At 60.7% G+C, this 19,827-nt stretch carries 16 protein-coding genes; 12 read left to right on the forward strand and 4 right to left on the reverse strand.

Annotated features, from left to right (window positions below; translation table 11 throughout):
* Positions 1 to 16: 16 nt before the first annotated feature.
* The 8 genes from tssB (at position 17) to AB7535_RS25285 (ending at position 10,652) form a co-directional block, all read left to right on the forward strand.
* Positions 17 to 544: a type VI secretion system contractile sheath small subunit gene (gene tssB, locus AB7535_RS25250; RefSeq protein WP_208088023.1), complete on the forward strand. Its 528-nt coding sequence runs from the start codon at positions 17 to 19 to the stop codon at positions 542 to 544.
* Between the two features lie 16 nt (positions 545 to 560).
* Positions 561 to 2,063, forward strand: a complete 1,503-nt coding sequence (gene tssC, locus AB7535_RS25255; RefSeq protein ID WP_028150765.1) for a type VI secretion system contractile sheath large subunit — start codon at positions 561 to 563, stop codon at positions 2,061 to 2,063.
* Positions 2,064 to 2,111: 48 nt separating this feature from the next.
* Positions 2,112 to 2,597: an Hcp family type VI secretion system effector gene (locus AB7535_RS25260; RefSeq protein ID WP_014493489.1), complete on the forward strand. Its 486-nt coding sequence runs from the start codon at positions 2,112 to 2,114 to the stop codon at positions 2,595 to 2,597.
* Between the two features lie 180 nt (positions 2,598 to 2,777).
* On the forward strand, positions 2,778 to 3,326 hold the full coding sequence (tssE, locus tag AB7535_RS25265) for a type VI secretion system baseplate subunit TssE (RefSeq protein WP_354076920.1): 549 nt from the start codon (positions 2,778 to 2,780) through the stop codon (positions 3,324 to 3,326).
* 1 nt (position 3,327) lies between these two features.
* A complete protein-coding gene (gene tssF / locus AB7535_RS25270) occupies positions 3,328 to 5,295 on the forward strand; it encodes a type VI secretion system baseplate subunit TssF (RefSeq protein WP_354076922.1) in 1,968 nt (655 codons plus the stop codon).
* Positions 5,259 to 6,323, forward strand: a complete 1,065-nt coding sequence (gene tssG, locus AB7535_RS25275; protein WP_208088027.1) for a type VI secretion system baseplate subunit TssG — start codon at positions 5,259 to 5,261, stop codon at positions 6,321 to 6,323. Before tssF ends, tssG begins: the two co-directional genes overlap by 37 nt.
* Positions 6,324 to 6,420: 97 nt before the next feature.
* Positions 6,421 to 9,060, forward strand: a complete 2,640-nt coding sequence (tssH, locus tag AB7535_RS25280; RefSeq protein ID WP_439037067.1) for a type VI secretion system ATPase TssH — start codon at positions 6,421 to 6,423, stop codon at positions 9,058 to 9,060.
* Between the two features lie 5 nt (positions 9,061 to 9,065).
* Entirely contained in the window at positions 9,066 to 10,652 is a 1,587-nt protein-coding gene (locus AB7535_RS25285) for a methyltransferase regulatory domain-containing protein (protein WP_439037068.1), read from the forward strand.
* Between the two features lie 88 nt (positions 10,653 to 10,740).
* Here AB7535_RS25285 and AB7535_RS25290 read toward each other — a convergent pair whose 3' ends face one another.
* Complete coding sequence (locus AB7535_RS25290; RefSeq protein ID WP_071917287.1) at positions 10,741 to 11,370, reverse strand: hypothetical protein; 630 nt, start codon at positions 11,368 to 11,370, stop codon at positions 10,741 to 10,743.
* Between the two features lie 202 nt (positions 11,371 to 11,572).
* On the opposite strand from AB7535_RS25290, the gene AB7535_RS25295 reads away from it, so the two are divergent.
* Both AB7535_RS25295 and AB7535_RS25300 read left to right on the forward strand, forming a co-directional pair.
* Positions 11,573 to 12,451, forward strand: coding sequence for a hypothetical protein (locus AB7535_RS25295; RefSeq protein WP_063981811.1), 879 nt, complete (start codon positions 11,573 to 11,575; stop codon positions 12,449 to 12,451).
* 212 nt (positions 12,452 to 12,663) lie between these two features.
* Positions 12,664 to 13,662 carry a hypothetical protein gene (locus AB7535_RS25300; protein ID WP_354234464.1) on the forward strand — a complete coding sequence of 333 codons (999 nt, stop codon included), beginning with the start codon at positions 12,664 to 12,666 and terminating at the stop codon, positions 13,660 to 13,662.
* Positions 13,663 to 13,796: 134 nt separating this feature from the next.
* Here the strand turns inward: AB7535_RS25300 and AB7535_RS25305 are convergent, their stop codons facing one another.
* Positions 13,797 to 14,699, reverse strand: a complete 903-nt coding sequence (locus AB7535_RS25305) for a hypothetical protein (RefSeq protein WP_439037069.1) — start codon at positions 14,697 to 14,699, stop codon at positions 13,797 to 13,799.
* Between the two features lie 117 nt (positions 14,700 to 14,816).
* A complete protein-coding gene (locus AB7535_RS25310; protein ID WP_354234470.1) occupies positions 14,817 to 15,383 on the reverse strand; it encodes a hypothetical protein in 567 nt (188 codons plus the stop codon).
* Positions 15,384 to 15,756: 373 nt separating this feature from the next.
* Here AB7535_RS25310 and AB7535_RS25315 point away from each other — a divergent pair, with 373 nt between their 5' ends.
* On the forward strand, positions 15,757 to 16,785 hold the full coding sequence (locus AB7535_RS25315) for a hypothetical protein (protein WP_439037070.1): 1,029 nt from the start codon (positions 15,757 to 15,759) through the stop codon (positions 16,783 to 16,785).
* Between the two features lie 485 nt (positions 16,786 to 17,270).
* Complete coding sequence (locus tag AB7535_RS25320) at positions 17,271 to 18,188, forward strand: lipid A biosynthesis lauroyl acyltransferase (RefSeq protein WP_247303749.1); 918 nt, start codon at positions 17,271 to 17,273, stop codon at positions 18,186 to 18,188.
* Here the strand turns inward: AB7535_RS25320 and AB7535_RS25325 are convergent.
* Positions 18,168 to 19,784: a B12-binding domain-containing radical SAM protein gene (locus AB7535_RS25325; RefSeq protein ID WP_208088032.1), complete on the reverse strand. Its 1,617-nt coding sequence runs from the start codon at positions 19,782 to 19,784 to the stop codon at positions 18,168 to 18,170. The two genes, AB7535_RS25320 and AB7535_RS25325, sit on opposite strands and share 21 nt — an antisense overlap.
* Positions 19,785 to 19,827: the final 43 nt, after the last annotated feature.

Genomic DNA, 19,827 nt, shown 5'->3' on the forward strand with positions numbered 1-19,827 from the left:
TCGTAGTGAGGGAACCATGGCTACAGATAGCGGTCAAAAATTCATTCGTCGAAATCGCGCACCACGCGTGCACATCACATACGAAGATCCTTACGACGCCGAGCGGCTGATCGAACTGCCGTTCGTCATGGGCGTCCTCTCTGACCTTTCCGGCAATAACCCCGGCGTCGAGAAGACGAAGGTCGAGGAGCGCAAATTCCTCGAGTTCGACATGGACAATTTCGACAGCCGCATGGCGGCAATCCAGCCCGGCGTGACGGCGCGCGTCACCAATCGTCTCAGCGACGGATCAGACGAAAAACTTTCGGTCAATCTGCGCTTCAACAAGATGGCCGACTTCACTCCCGTGGCCGTCGCCCGCCAGGTGCCGGCTACAGCCAAGCTGCTCGAGGCGCGCGAACAACTTGCCAACCTGCTGCGCTACATGGATGGCAAGGTAGCCGCCGAGGATCAGCTGAAAAAACTTCTGGCCGATCCTCAACTGATGGCAGCGCTTCGGGAACGCGCGATCAGCCAGTCGACCGAACCTGGCACCGAGAGCTAAGGAAGGAACGGGGACCATGGCAAAAGAAGCTGTTCACAAAGAGAGCACCACCCAGGTCAAGACCGTCGAAGCTGACGAGTTTGCCACTCTGCTGAAGCAAAGCTTCAAACCGCGCACCGAACGCGCAGCGACCGAGGTCGACAACGCGGTATCCACGCTCGTTCAAGAAGCATTGAAGGACTCGAGCGTCATCAAGTCGGACGTGCTCGACACTATCGAGGAGATGATCGCGCGGATCGACCAGAAGCTGACCGCGCAGATGAACGAGATCATTCACGCACCCGAATTCCAGGCGATCGAAAGTACCTGGCGAGGCCTCCACTACCTCGTCTTCAACTCGGAGACCGACGCCAACCTCAAGATCCGGGTCATGAACGTCTCGAAGAACGAGCTGTATCGTAATCTGCGGCTTTACCCCGATGCGCGCTGGGACCAGAGCCCGTTGTTCAAGCAGATCTACGAATACGAGTTCGGCCAGTTGGGCGGCGAGCCGTTCGGCTGCCTTATCGGCGACTACTATTTCAGCCACCTCCCCACCGACGTGCAGTTGCTGCGCGATCTCAGCAAGATCGCCGGCGCCGCACACGCCCCCTTCTTCAGCGGCGCCGAGCCGACGCTGATGGGAATGGACTCGTGGACCGAATTGTCCAACCCCCGCGATATCGGCAAGGTGTTCGACACGCCGGAATATGCCGCATGGAAGGGACTGCGCGACCAGGACGACTCGCGTTATCTCGGCCTGTGCATGCCGCGCGCGCTGGGTCGCCTCCCCTACGGCGCGAAATCGGAGCCTGTGGAAGAGTTCGCCTTCGAGGAGGAGACAGACGGGCACACCGGCGACAAATACGGCTGGATCAACGCCGCCTATGCGATGGCGGTCAACATCAACCGCGCCTTCAAGGAGTTCGGCTGGTGCACGCGCATCCGCGGTGTGCAATCCGGCGGCGAGGTCATCAATCTGCCGACGCACACATTCCCGACCGACGACGGTGGCGTCGATCTGAAATGCCCGACCGAGATCGCCATCAGCGATCGCCGCGAGCACGAACTTGCAAAGGCGGGCCTCATCCCGCTGATCCATCGCAAGAACACCGACAAGGCCGCCTTCATCGGCGCCCAGTCGCTTTACAAGCCGAAGAAGTATTTCGGCGAGAAGGGCGTGGATGCAACCGCGTCCGACAACCTGTCGTCACGTCTGCCCTACATGTTCGCAGTGTCTCGCTTTGCGCACTATCTGAAGTGCATGGTTCGCGACAAGATCGGATCCATGAAGGAGAAGGATGAGCTGACGGTCTGGCTGCAAACCTGGATCAACGAGTACGTTGATGCCAACCCAGCCCTATCGTCAGAAGCTCAGAAAGCGCGCAAGCCGCTGGCCGCTGCGAAGGTAGAGGTCATAGCAAACGAGGAGAACCCGGGATATTACAACGCGCGCTTCTTTCTTCGTCCGCACTTTCAATTGGAAGCGATGGATGTCGGCCTCAGTCTGGTTTCACGCCTGCCAGGTCCCAGCTCCTGACGCTGCAGCATCGCAACCGTACACACAGACATTTGAGAGGACCATGCTATGGCTGTCGACATCTTCCTGAAACTCGATCCGATCAAGGGCGAGTCGCTGGACGACAAGCACAAAGACGAAATCGATATTTTGAGCTGGTCGTTCGGCGAGAGCCAGACCGGCACCTTCCACAGCGGATCGGGCGGCGGCGCCGGCAAGGTCAGCGTGCAGGATCTTCACTTCACGCACTTCGTTGACAAGGCCACGCCGGAACTTTTCAAGGTCTGCGCAAACGGCAAGCATATCGACAGCGCGATCCTGACGGTCCGCAAGGCCGGCGAAAACCCGCTGGAATATCTCAAGATCGAGATGAAGCAGGTTCTCGTGACGAGCGTATCGACAGGCGGATCGCACGGCGAAGATCGCCTTACCGAGAACGTGAGTCTGAACTTCGCGAAGGTCAAGATGATCTACAAGACCCAGACAGAGAAGGGCGGCGCCGGAGCTTCGCCGACGTTTGGCTGGGATGTTCCTGCCAACAAGGAATGGGCCTGATTGTCGGCCCCTCGCCTGGCGCCGGTTGCGAATGGCGAACCGGCGCCAAGCGGTGCGATTTTGATCGCACCTCTCGTCCGGCCCGGTTGCGGGCCCGAAAGCCTGCTAGGCGACGCCAAGTCGGACACCAACGTGCGCCCCCCGGGATTGCATGCGAGTTGGGCGTCATGGGGACCGTGAATGACCATTGCACCAAAGAAGGATCGGCTCTCTCCCCCACTGATGCTGGCATTTCGCTCAGCCCATGAAGCGCGCGACGCACGCAAGAAGCTCAATCTACGCGATGAGTCTGGCGAGCGGGTCATTGCAGGGCGGCGGAGCGCGGGCCGATTTCCAATCTCGGAGACGTTGCTCCGGCGCGAGGTCTCCCATGACCTCGAAACGCTCCTCAATACCATTGCCCTGGAATCGACCCTGGATCTGGACGGCCACGACTGCGTCCGAACCTCAATCCTGAACTTTGGCTTCCCTGATATTGCCCACCGTTCGATCGACGAGGTCGCCGACGACGAGCTCACCGACGCGTTGCGCGAGACGCTCACGACTTATGAACCGAGGCTCGATCGCAACACCATCCGGGTCCGACGCGACGGTTCGGTCGGCCCCGAGCAACTCAAGCTGCGCTTCATCGTTCACGCCGACCTGAAGGCCGAGCCGCTCAACGTCCCCGTGGAGTTCGTCGCCGACGTCGACCTCGACAGCGGCGATATCCAGATCAACCGACTTTAGCATGAACCGCGAATTCCTTGATTTTTACAATCGTGAACTGTCCCTGCTCTACGAGCAGGCCGGGGATTTCGCCGAAGAGTATCCCGGCATCGCAGAACGCCTCGGTGGGCTGATCCGGGATCGCTCAGATCCCATGATCACGGGCTTGCTTGAAGGTGCCGCATTTCTCGCCGCTCGCGTTCAGCTCAAGCTCAAGCACGAGTTCCCGGAATTCACTGCAAACCTGCTCGAGCAACTGGTTCCGAACTACCTTGCCCCGACTCCGTCGGCCATGCTGGTCACGGCGCGCCCCCCCTATGCCGACCCGGCGCTACGCGATGGCAAGAAGATCGCGCGCGGCGCCTATTTCGATGCCACCTATCGCGAGAGAGAACGAAGTCTTTCCTGCCGATTTCGACTTTGCCGCGATATCGCTCTTTGGCCATTTGACGTCACTGGCGCCGAATATTTCTCGACAGCAGGCGCGCTGCAGGCGCTCGGGATTCCCGTCGGCGGCGACGTCATCGCTGGGCTCAGGCTGTCGTTGACCCACCGTACCGCGGCCCGGCTCGATGAGGAGCTGCCGGACGCAGAGGCCAGGGCCAAGCCGGAAACCTGGTTTGCGGGCTGCCGCACGAGCGAACTTCCGATCTACCTTTCAGGCGCGGAGTCCGACGCCATTGCGCTTTACGAGCAATTGATCTCGAACTGCAGGGGCGTCTACTTCCGGCATCTCGATGATTTCGGCGATCCGGTGGTGACTCGTGCGCCCCATGACTGCGTGCAGCAGATTGGTTTCGACGAGAACGAGTCGCTGTTTCCCAACGACAACCGGGTCTTTCGCGGCTCGGAGCTGCTACGGGAATATTTCATGTTTCCACGCAAGTTCCTCGGCTTCAACCTGACGGGACTTCGCAGCGTGATGCCACGGCTGCGCAGCAAATCGATCGATATCGTCTTCGCTTTCGATGAACACAATTCACGGCTTGCCGCCGCGGTGCGGCCCGATACCTTCAGGCTCTATAGCGCGCCGGCAATCAACCTTTTCGAGAAGACGAGCGATCGCATCCCCGTCAAGTCGAATACGCACGAGTACCATGTGGTGCCCGATCGCAGCCGCTATCTGGAATACGAACCGCACCAGGTGCTCGAAGTCTACGCGCACTTTCCGGCCGACAAGGACAAGCGGCCGGTGCGCCCGCTGTATTCGGCCGCCGTCGACCGGACCAGCGGATCGGTCGAGGGGCTTTATTTCACCGTTCGACGGCTGCCCCGGCGCCGCACAGTGGGAGAAAAGACGTACGGCGCATCCTCGGACTACACCGGGACGGACATGTTCCTGTCTCTGCTGGAGCCCGGTGAACTAAGCGGCGAAGGTGCGGTCGCCGAACTCAGCGTCCGGGCGCTGTGCTCCAACCGGCATCTCACGGAACACTTGCCGGTCGGCCAGGGCGGCGCCGACTTCCGCCTGCTGGACGATACTTCCCTTGATCTGATGTGCGTCGCTGGTCCCACCCGACCACGCGAACCGATCGTGGCCCAGATGCGCAGCCGCAGCGAGATCGCGAACAGCGGAATCGTCAGCTGGCGGCTGATCAACATGCTGAGCCTGAACTATCTCGGCCTCGTCGAGCGCGGTGGCGGCAAGAACGCCGGAGCCCTGCGCGAAATGCTGTCCTTGTTCGCCGACCAGTTCGACGACGCCACGGAACGCAAGATCCGCGGCGTGCGCAGCATAGAAAGCCGGCCGGTCGTACGGCGGGTGCGCGAGCGCACCGGCAGCGGCGCAGCGCGCGGCCTGGAGATTACCATCACGCTCGACGAGAAGGCATTCGAGGGCAGCGGCGTGTTCTTGCTCGGAGCCGTGCTGGAGCGCTTCTTCGCCGACTATTCGGGCTTCAATACCTTCACACAGACGGTCGTCTCGACGCCGGAGCGCGGCGAGATCATGCGTTGGCCGCCGCGCATGGGCACGCGGAGACCTCTATGACGCTGATCGACCAGATGAAGGCGGAGCCCTGGCGGTTCGATTTCTTCAATACGCTGCGCCAGCTCGAGCGCGCCAACTCGGATCGACCGCGGATCGGTGACAGTGCTGCACGCCGCGAGGAGTATATCGACCTCGGCCAAGTGCCTTATCTGGAGTTCCCCGCCTCCAACCTTGCGGCCGTCGACGACGTGGGTGGCCGGCTCAGGATATTCGTCAAATTTCTCGGTCTCCTGGGGCCGCAGGGCGCGCTGCCGCTTGCCACCACCGACGAAAGCCTCAGCTGGTGGCTGATGCGGGATGACGCCTTCCCGCGCTTTCTCGATCTGCTCAACGGACGCTTTCTGCAACTCTTCTTTCGCGCCTGGGCGGATGCGCGGCCGATCGCTCAGCACGACCGTCCGGCGGATGATCGCTTCATCGCCTATGTCGGCTCCTTCGCCGGCCTCGGCTCCGACGTTTTCGCTGATCGAGACACCGTACCGGATATGGCGAAGCTCAGCTTTGCCGGACTGATCTCCCCCAGAGCGAAGTGTGCGTCACGGTTGACGCGGTTCCTGCAGGGGCTGTTCGACGTCAAGGTCGAGATCGACGAATTTGTCGGCACCTGGCTGTCATTCGACCCGAGTCATTGCAGCCGGCTCGGCGGAACCCATGCCAGGCTCGGGCGGGACGCGCTTCTGGGCTCACGCGTATTCAGCGTCGAGGACAAGATCAGGGTGCGGGTCTTTGTCAAGAATTTCACCCAGTACGAACAGTTCTTGCCGACCGAAGCGCGCAACTTGTCGGAGCCTCTGGCGGACGCCGTGTTCTTCTATATCGGCGACGAATTGGAATGGGAGGTGGAGCTCGCCATTCCGGCGGGAGAGGTCGTCCCGGTCAGGCTCGGACAGAGCGGACGACTTGGATGGACCACCTGGGTCTCGCCGAACTGGACTTCCACGGAAGAATATCGCCGCGATGCCCGCTTTCAGCTCGGCGAGCGCTTGAGCGCCCGTCGGGCCGCCGCAGCCGATGCCCCGGCGATTTGAACCTATCCGTAGCGCCGATTGCCTAAAGCTATGGGATTCGATGAAACTTCCGCTTGATGCCAGGCATCCGCGGATGGATTAAGCAGGAGGATCCGCCGTGACCGACATCAGCATTGAGGCTGTAACGGGCAAGCTGAACCGGGCGGGCTATGATGCCTTCATACAGGCCCTGCGCCACGCGAAGAGCGCCGGCAATCGCAACGTCGAGCTAGCGCACTGGCTGTTTCATATCCTGCAGCAGGAACGCAACGATCTCAGCCTCTCGGTCGATCATTACAAGCTCGACCGGGCACGCTTGTTGTCGGACCTTGCCGGCGTGATCAATGGCTTTCGTAAGAACGAAACCGACATGCCGGGCGTCGCCAATCCGGTCATCGATCTGCTCGATCGGGGCTGGCATTATGCCACGCTGTTCTTTGGCGAGACCCAGATCCGCACCGGTCACCTGCTCGTGGCGGGCCTGAAATCGAACGATATTCGTCGCACGCTGAACAACCTCTCGCAGGAATTCGCCAAGGTCAACGTCGACGCACTCGCCGCGGAGCGCCGCAATGTCTGGGCCGGATCCGACGAGGAGACCATGCGGCCGATGGACGGTTCGGGCCTGGTCGGCGCAGGCACGGAAGGCGCGGCCCAAGCGGGTCCCAAGGGGACGACGCCGCTCGACCGGTTCTCCCAGGATCTCACCGCCAAGGCCAAATCAGGTGAGATGGATCCGATCCTTGGCCGGGACGAAGAAATCCGCCAACTGATCGACGTGCTGATGCGACGGCGGCAGAACAATCCAATTCTTACCGGCGAGGCTGGCGTCGGCAAGACCGCAGTTGTCGAGGGATTCGCCCAGCGAATCGCCGCCGGCGACGTGCCGCCACCGCTCCGCGGTGTAAGGCTTTGTGCGCTCGACATCGGCCTGATGCAGGCCGGTGCTTCCATGAAGGGTGAGTTTGAACAGCGCTTGCGCTCGGTGATCGACGAGGTCCAGAGCTCCCCCACCCCCATCATCCTGTTCATCGATGAAGCCCACACATTGATCGGCGCCGGCGGCGCGGCCGGCACCGGTGATGCGGCCAATCTCCTGAAACCTCCTCTCGCCCGTGGCACGCTGCGCACGATCGCCGCCACCACATGGGCAGAATATCGCCAGTATATCGAGAAAGACCCCGCGCTCACACGACGCTTCCAGCCGATCCAGATCGATGAACCGGATGTGGAGACCTGCTGCATCATGCTGCGCGGACTTCTCGGTCCGATGGAAAAGCACCACGGCGTTCGCATCTCCGATGCTGCGATCGTCGCGGCGGTCAACCTGTCCCACCGCTACATTCCTTCACGGCAGTTGCCGGACAAGGCGGTCAGCCTGCTTGATACCGCCTCGGCGCGCGTGGCCATCAGCCAGAGCGCGACGCCAGCCCTGATCGAGGATGCACGCGTTGCGATTACCGCTCGTGAAGCTGAGAAATCGGCACTCGTCAGCGACAGCGATCTTGGGCTTAAGGACAGCGACCGCATCACGGCGATCGACAACGACATCGCGGCACTGAAGGACAAGCTGACAAACCTCGAATCCGATTGGGCCAAAGAGCAGGAACTCGTCAAGGACATCCGGAGCATCCGAGAGATTCTGTCCCAGCCCAAAGAAGGCGAAGATCCGGCTGTCAGGCGCGCGGAGTTGCGCGGCAAGTTCGACACACTTGAGAGCATCCATCCGGAGAAGCGGATGGTCTATGCCCATGTAGACCAGCAATCGGTGGCGTCCGTTGTCTCTGACTGGACCGGCATCCCGGTCGGCCGGATGATGCGCGACGAGATCGAAACCGTGCTGAAGCTACCGGAGATCCTCAACCGCCGCGTCGTCGGCCAGTCTCATGGGCTGACGATGATCGCCAAGCGAATTGAGACCAGCCGCGCTAAGCTTGACAACCCGTCGAAACCGATCGGCGTGTTCATGCTGGCTGGTCCGTCCGGCGTGGGCAAGACCGAAACCGCCCTGGCGCTTGCCGAGACCCTTTACGGCGGCGAGCAGAACATGATCACGATCAACATGTCGGAGTTCCAGGAAGCGCACACCGTCTCGACCTTGAAGGGTGCACCTCCCGGCTATGTCGGCTATGGCGAAGGCGGACGCCTCACCGAGGCTGTCCGGCGCAAGCCCTACAGCGTCATCCTGCTCGACGAGGTAGAGAAAGCTCATCCCGACGTCCACGAGATCTTCTTCCAGGTGTTCGACAAGGGAACCATGGAGGACGGCAACGGGCGGCGGATCGACTTCAAGAACACCTTGATCATCCTTACCACCAACGTCGGCACCGATCTGATCATGGGCCTTTCGCGCGATCCAAAGTATCGCAGCGAGCCGGAAGAGCTCGCCAAGATGCTGAGGCCGGAATTGCTGAAGGTGTTTCCTGCAGCGCTGCTCGGACGCATCGTCTCGATACCGTACTTCCCGCTATCCGACGAGATGCTCGCCGGGATCGTTCGGTTGCAGCTCGACCGGATCGGACGACGCCTCCGCGACAATCATAACGCGTCCTTCGACTACGATGACGCGGTCGTGGAGCACATTGTGTCACGTTGCAACGACCCGGATTCCGGCGGGCGAATGATTGACAACATCATCACCAACACCCTGCTCCCGGAGCTGTCGCGCGAGTTCCTCAGCAAGTCGCTTGCCAAGGAAGAAATCAAGCAAGCGCGGGTCTCGATCGAGAACGACAAGTTCGCATATTCGTGGAATTGAGGACGATGAACATTCAAACCGAGCATCGCCCCCCGAACACCGGTCCCACGCCGTACGACGAGGTCTACTACCCCGGCCACGTCTACGGGCTCACTCATCCGAACCATCTTGCTACCATTGCCGCCGTTTACGGCATGCAGTCAGCGCCGGTGGAGCGTTGCCGGATGCTGGAGCTTGGCTGCGGCGTTGGCGGCAACCTGTTGCCGATGGCCTTTCAATATCCAAGCAGCGAATTCGTCGGTGTCGACCTGAGCGGCGTGACGATCGAGCGCGGCCAGCGAAATATCGCCACATTGGGCCTGAGCAACATCAAGCTCCTCCATTGCGACATCATGAATGTCGACGCAAGCTTCGGGGAGTTCGACTACATCATCGCGCACGGCGTGTATTCCTGGGTGCCGGCGGCGGTGCGCGAGAAGATGATGATGATCTTCAAGCAGAACCTGGCTCCGCGCGGGGTCTGCTACGTCAGCTACAATGCGCACCCGTTCTCGCACCTTCGCGACATGGTCCGCGACATGATGCGGTATCACACCCGCCGTCTCACCGGCATGAAGGAGAAGGTCGGACAGGCCCGCGCGATCCTGAAGTTCCTGAGCGACGGCTCGAAGGCCAACTCGGTGCACGGCGCAATTATGCGCGACCAGTACAACCGCGTCCTCAAGTCCCCCGACGAGCTTCTGTTTCACGACGATCTCGATGATGGCGCCGAGGCGTTCCTGCTGCATGAGGTCGCCGAGGACGCAAGCCGCCATGGCCTGCAATATCTGGGCGATGCTGATTTCTCACGACGCTATCTTGCCGGCTATTCCGAGGAAGTTCGCGCGACGCTGCAGCGCTTCCCCGAAAGCGAGTTCATGGCGCGCGATCAATATCAGGACTTCATCGACGGCAACGGCTTTCGGCGCACCTTGCTCTGCCACGACAGCATTTCACTATCCCGCCAGGTCGACCTCGATTTCGTCACCCGGTTCCATTTACTGAGCACGACCAACCCGGTCGACCCCGACGCCTGCGTGACCGACGATTCCGCGATGGAATTCGAGAACCAGGACGGCAGCAGGGTCACGGTAACCAATCCGCTCTTGAAGGCCGCGCATCTATGTCTGGGCCGGGCCTGGCCGCGAGCATTATCATTCGACGAGCTGCTCGATGGGGCCCGCGCGCTGCTGGGCGACCGGCAGGCGGATGATGACCAAAAGGTGCTGACGGAGGCGATGTTCATCCTGGCTTGCAGCGGCGAGGTTTCGTTCCTGCTGTCGCGTCCCTTTTTGTTGAAGGAAGCTACCGAGCATCCGCAGGCGAGCCTGCTCGCGCGAAGACAAGCGCAAACAGGTCCGCTCGTCACCAACCTCCTCCACCAAACGGTGCAGTTGGAGGACGACCGGACCAGGGATTTCCTGCAATTGCTCGACGGAGCGCGGACCATCGACCAGATCACGGCCGAAATGACCGAAAAATTCGGCCCGACCATCCGGATAGACCAGAAGGATAGTGCCGGGCAGCCTGCCGAGCCGTTATTGCTGTCGACACGAGAAAGCGTTCAACGCTCGCTTGCGATGGTCGGCAAGCTGGGCCTGCTGGTCGCGTGACGCGCTCAAGTGTTGCGGGTCCTTTGGCATGAAAGGCAGGAGTTGGAGGCTCCTGCCAATTCCTGAAGCGGATGCGGCCCCAGGCACTCTAGCCGTCGTGGGTATATTGCTGGCCGAGGAGCCATCCCGTGAGAATACCGCCGGGTCCGCTGGCATAGACCGGATCAAGGCCAACACCTGCACGCAGCATCTTCCATTCATGCTCGCCGACCCAGGGAATCCCGGGATCGCCCTTCTGATACTGGGACAGCAGCGTTCGGGCGACCTCTGCGGCATTGGCGTAGATCGGCCCGTTGGCCCAGCGAGGGCGGGGCAGGCCCGTCATGCGGCAATAGAGCGCCGTGCAGACGTAGGCAGACGCCTCTTCGGCATTGGCATCAAGGCCTGTACGCAACAGATCGTATGCCGCATGCAGGCTCTCGTGGACGATATAGGCCTCGTCCAGCCGCCCCGCCGCCGACACGACCTCCAGCGTGTTCGCCGCAACCGCCGTGCCGTCCGCCCTGGTTCTCGCGACATCGTTGTATTGTGCAGCAACGCCTGCCGCGAGATCCGTCGGAGGTCTGACGGTGACCTGCCCCAACCGGATCGCGCGGGCGACGTGATGGAACGTTTGCGGCGCAATCGTCACATGGCTGCCGCGGATCGGAAACCGGAAGCGCATGCGTGCGACCGCCGGGCCATGGAGTACGTCCAACACCCTGCTTCGCAGTGACATTTGATCGTCCTCGTTGTTCGCACTACCCCACGGTTGGTGGGTCGCCGTTTCCGATCAGCAGGTTCAAACAGTCATTGCACCGGCGCGACAGGAATTCGAATAACCTGGGCCGGGCAGCAGCTTGGTCGAACGAGCCGGCATTGAACCCGAACCCGTCCGGGCGAGACCAATTTGGGGCGAGGATTGCCTCGGAGTGCGCCCCATGACGACGACCGATCCGACGACGACCGACACTTACCGGAAGATCGCGGCACGACTGACCATGCTGCGGCCGCAGATCGATTTGAAGAATTATTTTGCCGGCCCCAACCCGGATGTGCGCCTTTATGACGAGAAGCCCTACATCCGACACCAGCTCGAGAAGTATGGTGTCGCTGCCGCGACGACCACGCTCGACGGCGTCACCTTCCTGCCCAAGGACTGGGAAGAGCTGATCAAGAAGCTGCGCATTGCCAAGACGACGGACGGATTCGACGCCTTCGCCGAAGGGCAAAGCCCGGAGAAAGCGTCGCATTGGGCCCTCGATCTGTCGATGGCGGCAACGATCGGCAAGGGGTTTCGGGAGATCTGGCGCCCAAAGCTGTCCGACAGGCCGCTCTCAACGCGGGATCTCCCGGGCCGCCATGGCTTCGGGCTCGGGCGCGACCGCGGACAATGGAGCGACGCCTACAGCTCGCAATTCGGCAAGGACCCGCAGCCCCAGGACATCACCTCGTTGCATTTCGCCGTTGCACCTGATCGGGTGAACGTGCACATCGACGAAACAGGCTTCGTATTCGAAGGCGTGGACGGCGCCCTTACGGTCGGGCCGAACTTCGTGCATCACGCCGGCAATGAGCTGTTCTGGAAGAGCAACAAGCATATACCGCAATGGGCCGCAGAGCACATCGATCTGATCCTGCCGAACAGCGCGAACGACTTTTCGCGCGTGGGCATTTCGGTCGACATGTACCAGCGCAAAGACTTGCGCGTTACGGTCACCGGCTCCTGCGGACTTTTCGGCGGTTTCGAGTGCTCGGGAACCGTGAGCATCAGCGGCACGCATGACCTGCTCGGCTCGAAGCCAAAAGGCCGGCGCTAAAGCGGATATCGCTCGTTCGACATTGCTGCGTGTCGGCGCCTCCAATCTACGAATGAGGCTCTTCGATTTGCCACTGCCCGTTGGTGGCCCGAATGAATGGAACCATCGAACCGCCTCGAGGTAGCGGCGACGAATAAGTATTGGTGGCGAGAACGCGTGGTTCCGCAGGAATCAGCGGGGGAGGTCTTACATTGCCGAACCAGGAAAGGCCGTTGAAGCCCGTCGTCGAAAGCTATGTACCGCCCGCGGGAATCCGGCATGCGGTGACGGCAGGCGAGACCTGGATATCCCTTGCCAAACGGATCGGCATCGACCCCTGGGACCTCATCGAGTTCAATTTTCCGGGCATCAAGCTCGTCAAGCAGCGCGATTTCCAACAAGCCACGCGGCAGGTGAACTGGTACCTGGCCGAGTATGTCGGCTGCCGCGCGATGTCGCCCGACCGCCAGAATTTCGCGTTTTCCTCCGGTACGACGGGCGGGAGAGGTGGATGGCGAGGGGGATTCATCTATCTGCCGCCAGGTACGCCGCCTCCCCCGCCGGTTGCGCCCACTCCACCGGTTGCGCCCACCCCAGCGGCTCCGACCCCGCCGGAATGTGAAGGAAGCCGACCCGACTTCGCGCGCGTGCTGGACGTGAGCGAACGGGATTTCGCGCGCAACGTTTTTGGCCCGACGCTGCCGCCGTGGGAGACGATTGCGATTACCAATGGCCTGGGAGCAGGCGGAAGACCGTGGACGAACGATGGACCGTTCTTCAGGGGCAGCAATCCCATGGTGCCGAGCATGCGGTATGCCATCAATCTTGGCAGTGTCGCGTTCAGTAACCTGGCATCGCCCAGCCCCACCTTCGGCCTCTTGTGCGACGACTTCGGTCGCATTTGCGACCTCTTCGTGCACGAAATGACCCATGTGTGGCAGGCGTTCAACGATTCAAACTGGACCATGGCGCGCTCGTTCTGGGCGCAGACAATCGGTTCCGGCTACGAGTACACGCCGGGCGATTCCTGGGACTCATACAACGTCGAGCAACAGGCACACATCGTTGAAGATTGGCACAAATACAAAATCAGTTCTCCGATGCTTGCCGAGGAGCGCTATCCGTACGTCCGGCTCGTGGTCCGCTCTGGACGCCTCACTTTTCCTCGCGGGCTGGATCTTGTGGCATTGAAAAAGGACCTTCAAGATCTGCGCGCAAGGCACCTGGACTAAGGCATCTGGACTAGAACCCGCTGCAAGCGGAGTGGTCGGGAGTCTACCTAACTGAAGCACCAACACGCCGAGCATTCGACGCGGTGCGGTCGCCATTCTTCCTCTCAAAAGTATTTTTCCGACTTGCGTGCTGGTCAGCTTCGCAGCGCAAGCACACGGAGAAGAATTGCGCGGCCGCCATGCGACAGGCGATCGTGAAACAGTTCGGAGAGCCGGTCTCCACGCTTCCGCACCGAAAACCTCTTCCGGAGCTCATGGGCGCGAGACAGCGAGCAATAGAGAAAATCACGACGTAGCCGGCGCAGTCGGTTGCCATACCCTTTAACATCGGCGCTCGCGTAGGCCTCCATCAGGGTGCGCACCAAATAGTCGTCGCTCGGATCAACATAAGTTTCGTGGGAAACGCTCGATGATCGCATCGACACAGGTTCATCGCTCGACAGAAATAAGTTCCTGCGGGTCAGCCCATCCGATACGCCCGTCGCTTCTTTTGTGAAATCTCCATAGTTCACAAAAGGCAGCGCTGCGAGTTGCCGGCGCAGATTTTCGAGCGTCGCCGACGAGATCCGGACGCCGTTGCCCGCGCTGGTGTCGAGCTTATTGGCGCGCACCGTGGCGTAGAGGTCGCCCCAGAATTTGTCCCAGGGGGCTGTGCCGTTGCGGTTAGACGAGGGATTCTTGCGAACGCTATATGTGGTTTGAGTGAGGTAGGCCGCCAGTTCGCCCATGTGGCGCGTAACGGCGCCGTCAGGATCATAGACGTCGATCATGGCGTGGACGCACTCATGCAGGAGCAGCGCCCGATCGCTATCATTCGCGGGCGGCGACTTCTTCTGCGTCAACAGAATATCCGTAACCTGATCGTAGAAGGCGAGATCCTGAGTGCCGCCCTTCACCAATATGTTTCCGGCGCGAATGTGATCGCGAACTGTCGTCAAGTATTCGCCCTTGATATGGATCTTGTCGACGTAGAACTCGATGCCAAGCGCTACCGAGTCACTGAGTGTGTCCAGGACGTCGCCTTCGGTCAGTGGCATGACCTACCTCCCTTGCGTGGTCGAGCAATAGTGGTCCGGCTAGGCCCCGCAAGCGCTGAAACGCTGTACTGCACCAATAGGAGCCGCCCGCCCCTCCGTTCGCGTTGTGGAAGGTGGCTAGATCGTCACGCCGCCGCCGCCGAAGATTTCGACGACCACAGCGCGATTGGCGGCCCTGTTCATCACGGTCGTGTTGTCCTTCAGATACTCGTAGTGTGAGGCGGGCTTGACGGAGAAGACGCGCGAGCGGGCGCTTGGGCCGAACAGGTGAAAGACGTTCTTGGCCCGGCCCGTGCGCAGGAAGCTGTTGTTCCGTTCGCCGCCGGTGCTGTCGCTGTATCCGACGATCTGGAACTGCAACGACTTGTCGGTCTCGAATCGGATGAGCTGCGCTGCCAACAGCGGATCGCGCTTGGCGATGTTCTTGAGATGCCGCCAGTCGACGCCGAAATCCCAGATGATGAGATATTGGCAGATGCCGGCCGGCGGGACCAGACTGACGTCCACACCGAGATGGCCGACCTCGGTGCGGGACGTCGCGACTTCATTGGCCACGTAGGGAAAGACGGCGGCGCTGTGAACCTTGGCAAGCGGCGAGCACTGCGGTTGCGTCGCCATATTCGGCATCTGTTCCACCGGGCCCGGCGGCGTGTATTGCGGCAGTGGCTGCGGCGCGCGTCCCATGGCAATTTCTCCCGTTGCTGGCGTGGCCTGCCCAAAGCTGAGCACTGGAGGGAGCGTCGGCTCCCACCACGGCTATGACTAGTAGTGACGTGACCGATCGGGGAAGTTCAAAGGCGAGGTGCGGGCGCCCTCAACAGGGCCATTAGCGGACATTGATTGGCCTTCCGCGCTCTCCGGAAAGCGGGGTAGGCTACGCCTATTGCCGTCCGTGCCAAATTGTTGCGGAGGAACTGGCCATGAAACTTCGCCGCCGAAATTTTCTGCATCTCGCCGCGGGGGCCGGCCAGATTGTGTTCCCGCCGCCGAAGGAGGCTCTCATTTCCGCGCGCAAAATTTCGCGTTGACGGACCGAACTGAGACAGGAGAACCAGACATGGCCGCCTTTCAAGAGGTTTTCCGCCGCTCCGGCATCGATGAGCGCCGCAACCCGCCGGGCATGGTGGTGCCGTTCGGCGGCTCCAACATCGTGGCGCTGATCGATCCCGGAAGAAAGCTCAAAGTTGATCCTAACGCCCATGCCCTCGGGATCAAGGAGATCGATGGCGCCGATACCCTTAGACGCGTCATGCAGGCCAGAGAAACCTTCTCCAAACCCGATATCGATCCGCAGCTCAGGGCGGCGTCACTTCCCGCCACCTTCAATGGCGATGCACGGTTTTTCGAGATCAATGGCCGGATTAAGCCGATTGGTTTTCCCGGCCTGGAGGTGGTGGCCCGGTCGGCCGGCCGGAAGATCGAAGCCAAGCTCTATGTCGTGGTGCTACCGGAAATCAAGATCAAGGTGGCGTTCCGCAATGTCATGGTTCCGGGGAGTGGCGGCGCTCCGGCGTTTCACGCCAAGAAGCCCTGCAACGAGCAAGATGAATTGCTGACGATGAACAATATATGGAGGCCGCAGGCCAACATCCGCTTCGAGCGGGTGCCAAGCGACTGGCTGGTCATCGACGACTCGCAGGCTGCCATCAAACAGGAGATCGCCAATGCGACTGGCATGAAGGATGCGAGCCTGGCGACCTTTCCCGATGTGATCGACGTCGAAAAACTGAAGGGCATCTTCGCCAAACACAAAATTCAGGGCGCCCATCTAACCATTTTCTGCGTCGATAAGGTTTGGTCCAATGGCGGCCTCGCCAATGGCTCGTTTGCTCGCGGGCTGGACCTTGCCTTCATCAGCTCGCAACGCGGGCCTAACACGTCTGCCCATGAATCCGGCCATTTTCTCGGCTACTACTCGAAGAGCGCGACCAAACCTTGGGACAGCCAAGGCCACACGCTGGAGACCGATCCGAAAACCGGAAAAGAAAACAGGGCGGAAGACATCAAGATGCTGATGCGCGGGGGAGGCGCCGGGTGGAAAATTCCGTTCAATCTCGTCAAGGAGTTCCGCGACTTCCCCGGCTAGCATCCGAAGATCAGACAGAAGCTGGAAATCACTCGAGACGTTGAATGTCGCCTTTGCCCCGACGGCCCCGAAACGCTTACTTTGCCACCTGGCAGGCAGAGCGTGTCATCGGCCATCATGACCGCAATACGCTGCGCTTACGCCTCGATCCCAAGGGAGAGTCGACAGACCTTGAGCCGGGCATGAGTGTCTGGCTTGAGAACTAGCGAGGACCCGAGCTCCGAAGTATCGCTTCGGCTGCTCACGTCTCAATCGGCTTCGGAGCTCATGTCGCGATTGGACTGCACCCCACGCCTCAGTACGCTCATTGTCACGCGCGAAGCACTCGATCGAACCCGCACGATTCATCTTCCGTTGCAGGCGGACTCGAGAGGCGCGCCCTGCGCAACTCGTCGGTGTCTTTGATCGCATCGCGTATCGATGGTATGATGATGCGCGCTGAAGCCCGTGGAAAGCCGAAAGTGTAAGCCAAGGTTGTCGTTGCAATGCGGACCAGGCCCCAACTTCGCGACGTGACCAAGCCCCTGGGGCAAGCGGCGGTGGGCGCGTTGACGATCGGAATACTGCGAACCGCTCGCCGTTTCGATCCAACCAAGACTGCCAACTTATTCGCTCGGATCACTCGCTCAATCGGGCCCATGATGCGGGAGCAAAAGACCGGTCGAGCCAATCTAACCGCCGCATTTCCGGAAAAATCGCCTGCAGAGATCGAGACCATTCTCGCAGGCGTCTGGGACAATCTCGGTCGAGTCGGCGCCGAATTCGCGCATCTTGATCACATCTGGAACTATGATCCCGCACGGCCCGAAGCTAGCTGCATCGAAATCGACAGGCGCTCATATGAATTGTTTACGCAGCTGCGGCTCGACGGCAAACCGGCGCTGATCTTTGCGAGTCATCTCGCTAACTGGGAACTTCCGGCCCTGGCAGCCGTCGCGCACGGGTTGGATACTGCGATCCTGTATCGCCGACCCAACATCGCGTCCGCCGACCGCATCATCCAGGATATGCGCGCCGTGAAAATGGGCACGCTCATTCCCGCGGGTCGTGATGCGCCCCTAAGACTTGCCGAGGCCCTTAAAAGTGGCCAGCACGTTGGAATGCTGGTCGACCAGTATCTGACCAACGGCGTCGAGGTTACTTTCTTCGGCCGCAAGACCAGGGCCAATCCGATGCTTGCCCGACTGCTGCGGCAGATTGAGTGCCCGATTCATGGTGTGCGCGTCATCCGTCTGCCCGGACAGCGCTTTCGTGGCGAACTGTCTGAAGAAGTGAAGCCGGTCCGCGATGCCGCCGGACAAATTGACATTCAGGGAACGATGCAGGCGGTCACATCGGTCATCGAGGGCTGGATCCGCGAATATCCCGATCAGTGGCTGTGGCTACACCGTCGCTGGAGGTAGCACTTGACTGACTGCGGTAGCCCTTAGTGGAGGTACATGGTCCAGCTCGGCAATGCGGCGGTCAATCTCGCCGATCACGCGTTCCGAGAACGGCCCGAGGTGCATGTACAACGCCATCAGCATCACGATGTACCGTAGCGCGCCCGGATTGGTCTCCGCGACTTCGACGAAGGTCTTCCAGAACGGCTCGCGAACCTTCGGCAGGGCCCGCATGATCTTGTGTACGCTGTCGATGCCGCCAAGCCTCTTGCGCACATCGCCATCCGGCAGGTCGCGGCGTCGGTCGGACCGGTCGAGCATGGCGGCGAGACGCGACAGCCGTCCTGCATATGCTGCCGGACTGTAGACGTGCCCGAGCACGGCCTTGTAATCGGCAAGGATGTCACGAAGCGGACGCTTAGTATCGAAATTGCATCCGAGCGTGCACTGATCGCCCGTCTGCTCGACATTCATGAGGTCATGGCCCTGGTGCAAGCGGCCTTCCGCGGCCAACCGCCGTGTAAGCTGTGTCCCAGGCAGCGCATAAAGCAGTCCAACGATGGAGACTGGAATGCTCGCCTCCTCGATGAGGTCGGCCATCGCCTGTCCTATCGAGGCCTTTTCGCTATCGAACCCGACGATGAAGCCAGCGGTGACGAACATGCCGTAGCCGTAAATCTTGTGAATGCACTCGGCGATGTTGCGCCTGGTGTTCTGCTTCTTCTTCATCTGCACGAGCGTCTCGGGATCCGGGCTCTCGATGCCGACGAAGATCGCGAAGAAGTTCGCATCCTTCATTGCCTGCAACAACTCGCTGTCGTCCGCGATGTTGATCGAGGCTTCGGTTGAGAACTCGAATGGATAGTCGTGCTCCTCCAGCCAGGCTTTGAGCCGCGGCATCAGGGTGCGGAGGTTCTTCTTGTTGCCGATGAAATTGTCGTCGACGAAATCGACATGCCCGCGATAACCGTGATCGTAGAGCGCCTGCAACTCTGCGAGAATCTGATCGTTGGTCTTGGTACGCGGCACGCGACCATATAGCTCGATAATATCGCAGAACTCGCAGGTGAACGGGCAGCCACGCGAATACTGCAAGCCGATGTATAGATAGTGATCGAAGTTGAGCAGATCGTAGCGAGGCATCGGGCTCAGCGTGACATCTATCGTGAATTTCTCGGCGATGAACACGCCCTTGCGTTCGCCGCTTTCCCAGGCGGCGATGAACTGCTCGATGACATGCTCGGCCTCGCCGATCACCTGAAAGTCCGCGTCCGCGTAAAGATGCGGGCTGGAGGAGACGTCCGGCCCACCAACACATACTGGCTTGCCGCGCAGGTGGGCGAGATCGATCAGGTAGATGGCATCAGGCTGCTGGTTGAGCATACCGCCGATCATCACAAGATCGGCCCAGTCGAGGTCCGCATCTGTCAACGCCTCGGTATTGCGGTTGACGAGCCGGATGTCCCAATGCTTCGGCAACATAGCGGCGACGGTGATCAGGCCGAGTGGCGCCGTTGGATACTTCGCGCCGACGAGTTCGCAGGCCTCCGCATAGTTCCAAAACGAATTCGGAACGAACTTCGGATAGATCATCAGGACGCGGCAGGGGATTGTCATGCTGTTCCAGCCCGGGCGTTGATGGCACAATGCCCCGCTGTTT

The organism is Bradyrhizobium sp. 956_D2_N1_4 (assembly GCF_052076025.1).
GTDB lineage: Bacteria > Pseudomonadota > Alphaproteobacteria > Rhizobiales > Xanthobacteraceae > Bradyrhizobium > Bradyrhizobium barranii.

Coding starts and splice junctions, on each gene's coding strand:
- AB7535_RS25285 (WP_439037068.1), top strand. CDS start 9,066: ATGAACATTCAAACCGAGCATCGCCCCCCGAACACCGGTCCCACGCCG.
- AB7535_RS25315 (WP_439037070.1), top strand. CDS start 15,757: ATGGCCGCCTTTCAAGAGGTTTTCCGCCGCTCCGGCATCGATGAGCGC.
- AB7535_RS25305 (WP_439037069.1), bottom strand. CDS start 14,699: ATGCCACTGACCGAAGGCGACGTCCTGGACACACTCAGTGACTCGGTA.
- tssC (WP_028150765.1), top strand. CDS start 561: ATGGCAAAAGAAGCTGTTCACAAAGAGAGCACCACCCAGGTCAAGACC.
- tssF (WP_354076922.1), top strand. CDS start 3,328: ATGAACCGCGAATTCCTTGATTTTTACAATCGTGAACTGTCCCTGCTC.
- AB7535_RS25260 (WP_014493489.1), top strand. CDS start 2,112: ATGGCTGTCGACATCTTCCTGAAACTCGATCCGATCAAGGGCGAGTCG.
- tssB (WP_208088023.1), top strand. CDS start 17: ATGGCTACAGATAGCGGTCAAAAATTCATTCGTCGAAATCGCGCACCA.
- AB7535_RS25295 (WP_063981811.1), top strand. CDS start 11,573: ATGACGACGACCGATCCGACGACGACCGACACTTACCGGAAGATCGCG.
- AB7535_RS25310 (WP_354234470.1), bottom strand. CDS start 15,383: ATGGGACGCGCGCCGCAGCCACTGCCGCAATACACGCCGCCGGGCCCG.
- AB7535_RS25290 (WP_071917287.1), bottom strand. CDS start 11,370: ATGTCACTGCGAAGCAGGGTGTTGGACGTACTCCATGGCCCGGCGGTC.
- AB7535_RS25325 (WP_208088032.1), bottom strand. CDS start 19,784: ATGACAATCCCCTGCCGCGTCCTGATGATCTATCCGAAGTTCGTTCCG.
- AB7535_RS25320 (WP_247303749.1), top strand. CDS start 17,271: ATGCGGACCAGGCCCCAACTTCGCGACGTGACCAAGCCCCTGGGGCAA.
- tssE (WP_354076920.1), top strand. CDS start 2,778: ATGACCATTGCACCAAAGAAGGATCGGCTCTCTCCCCCACTGATGCTG.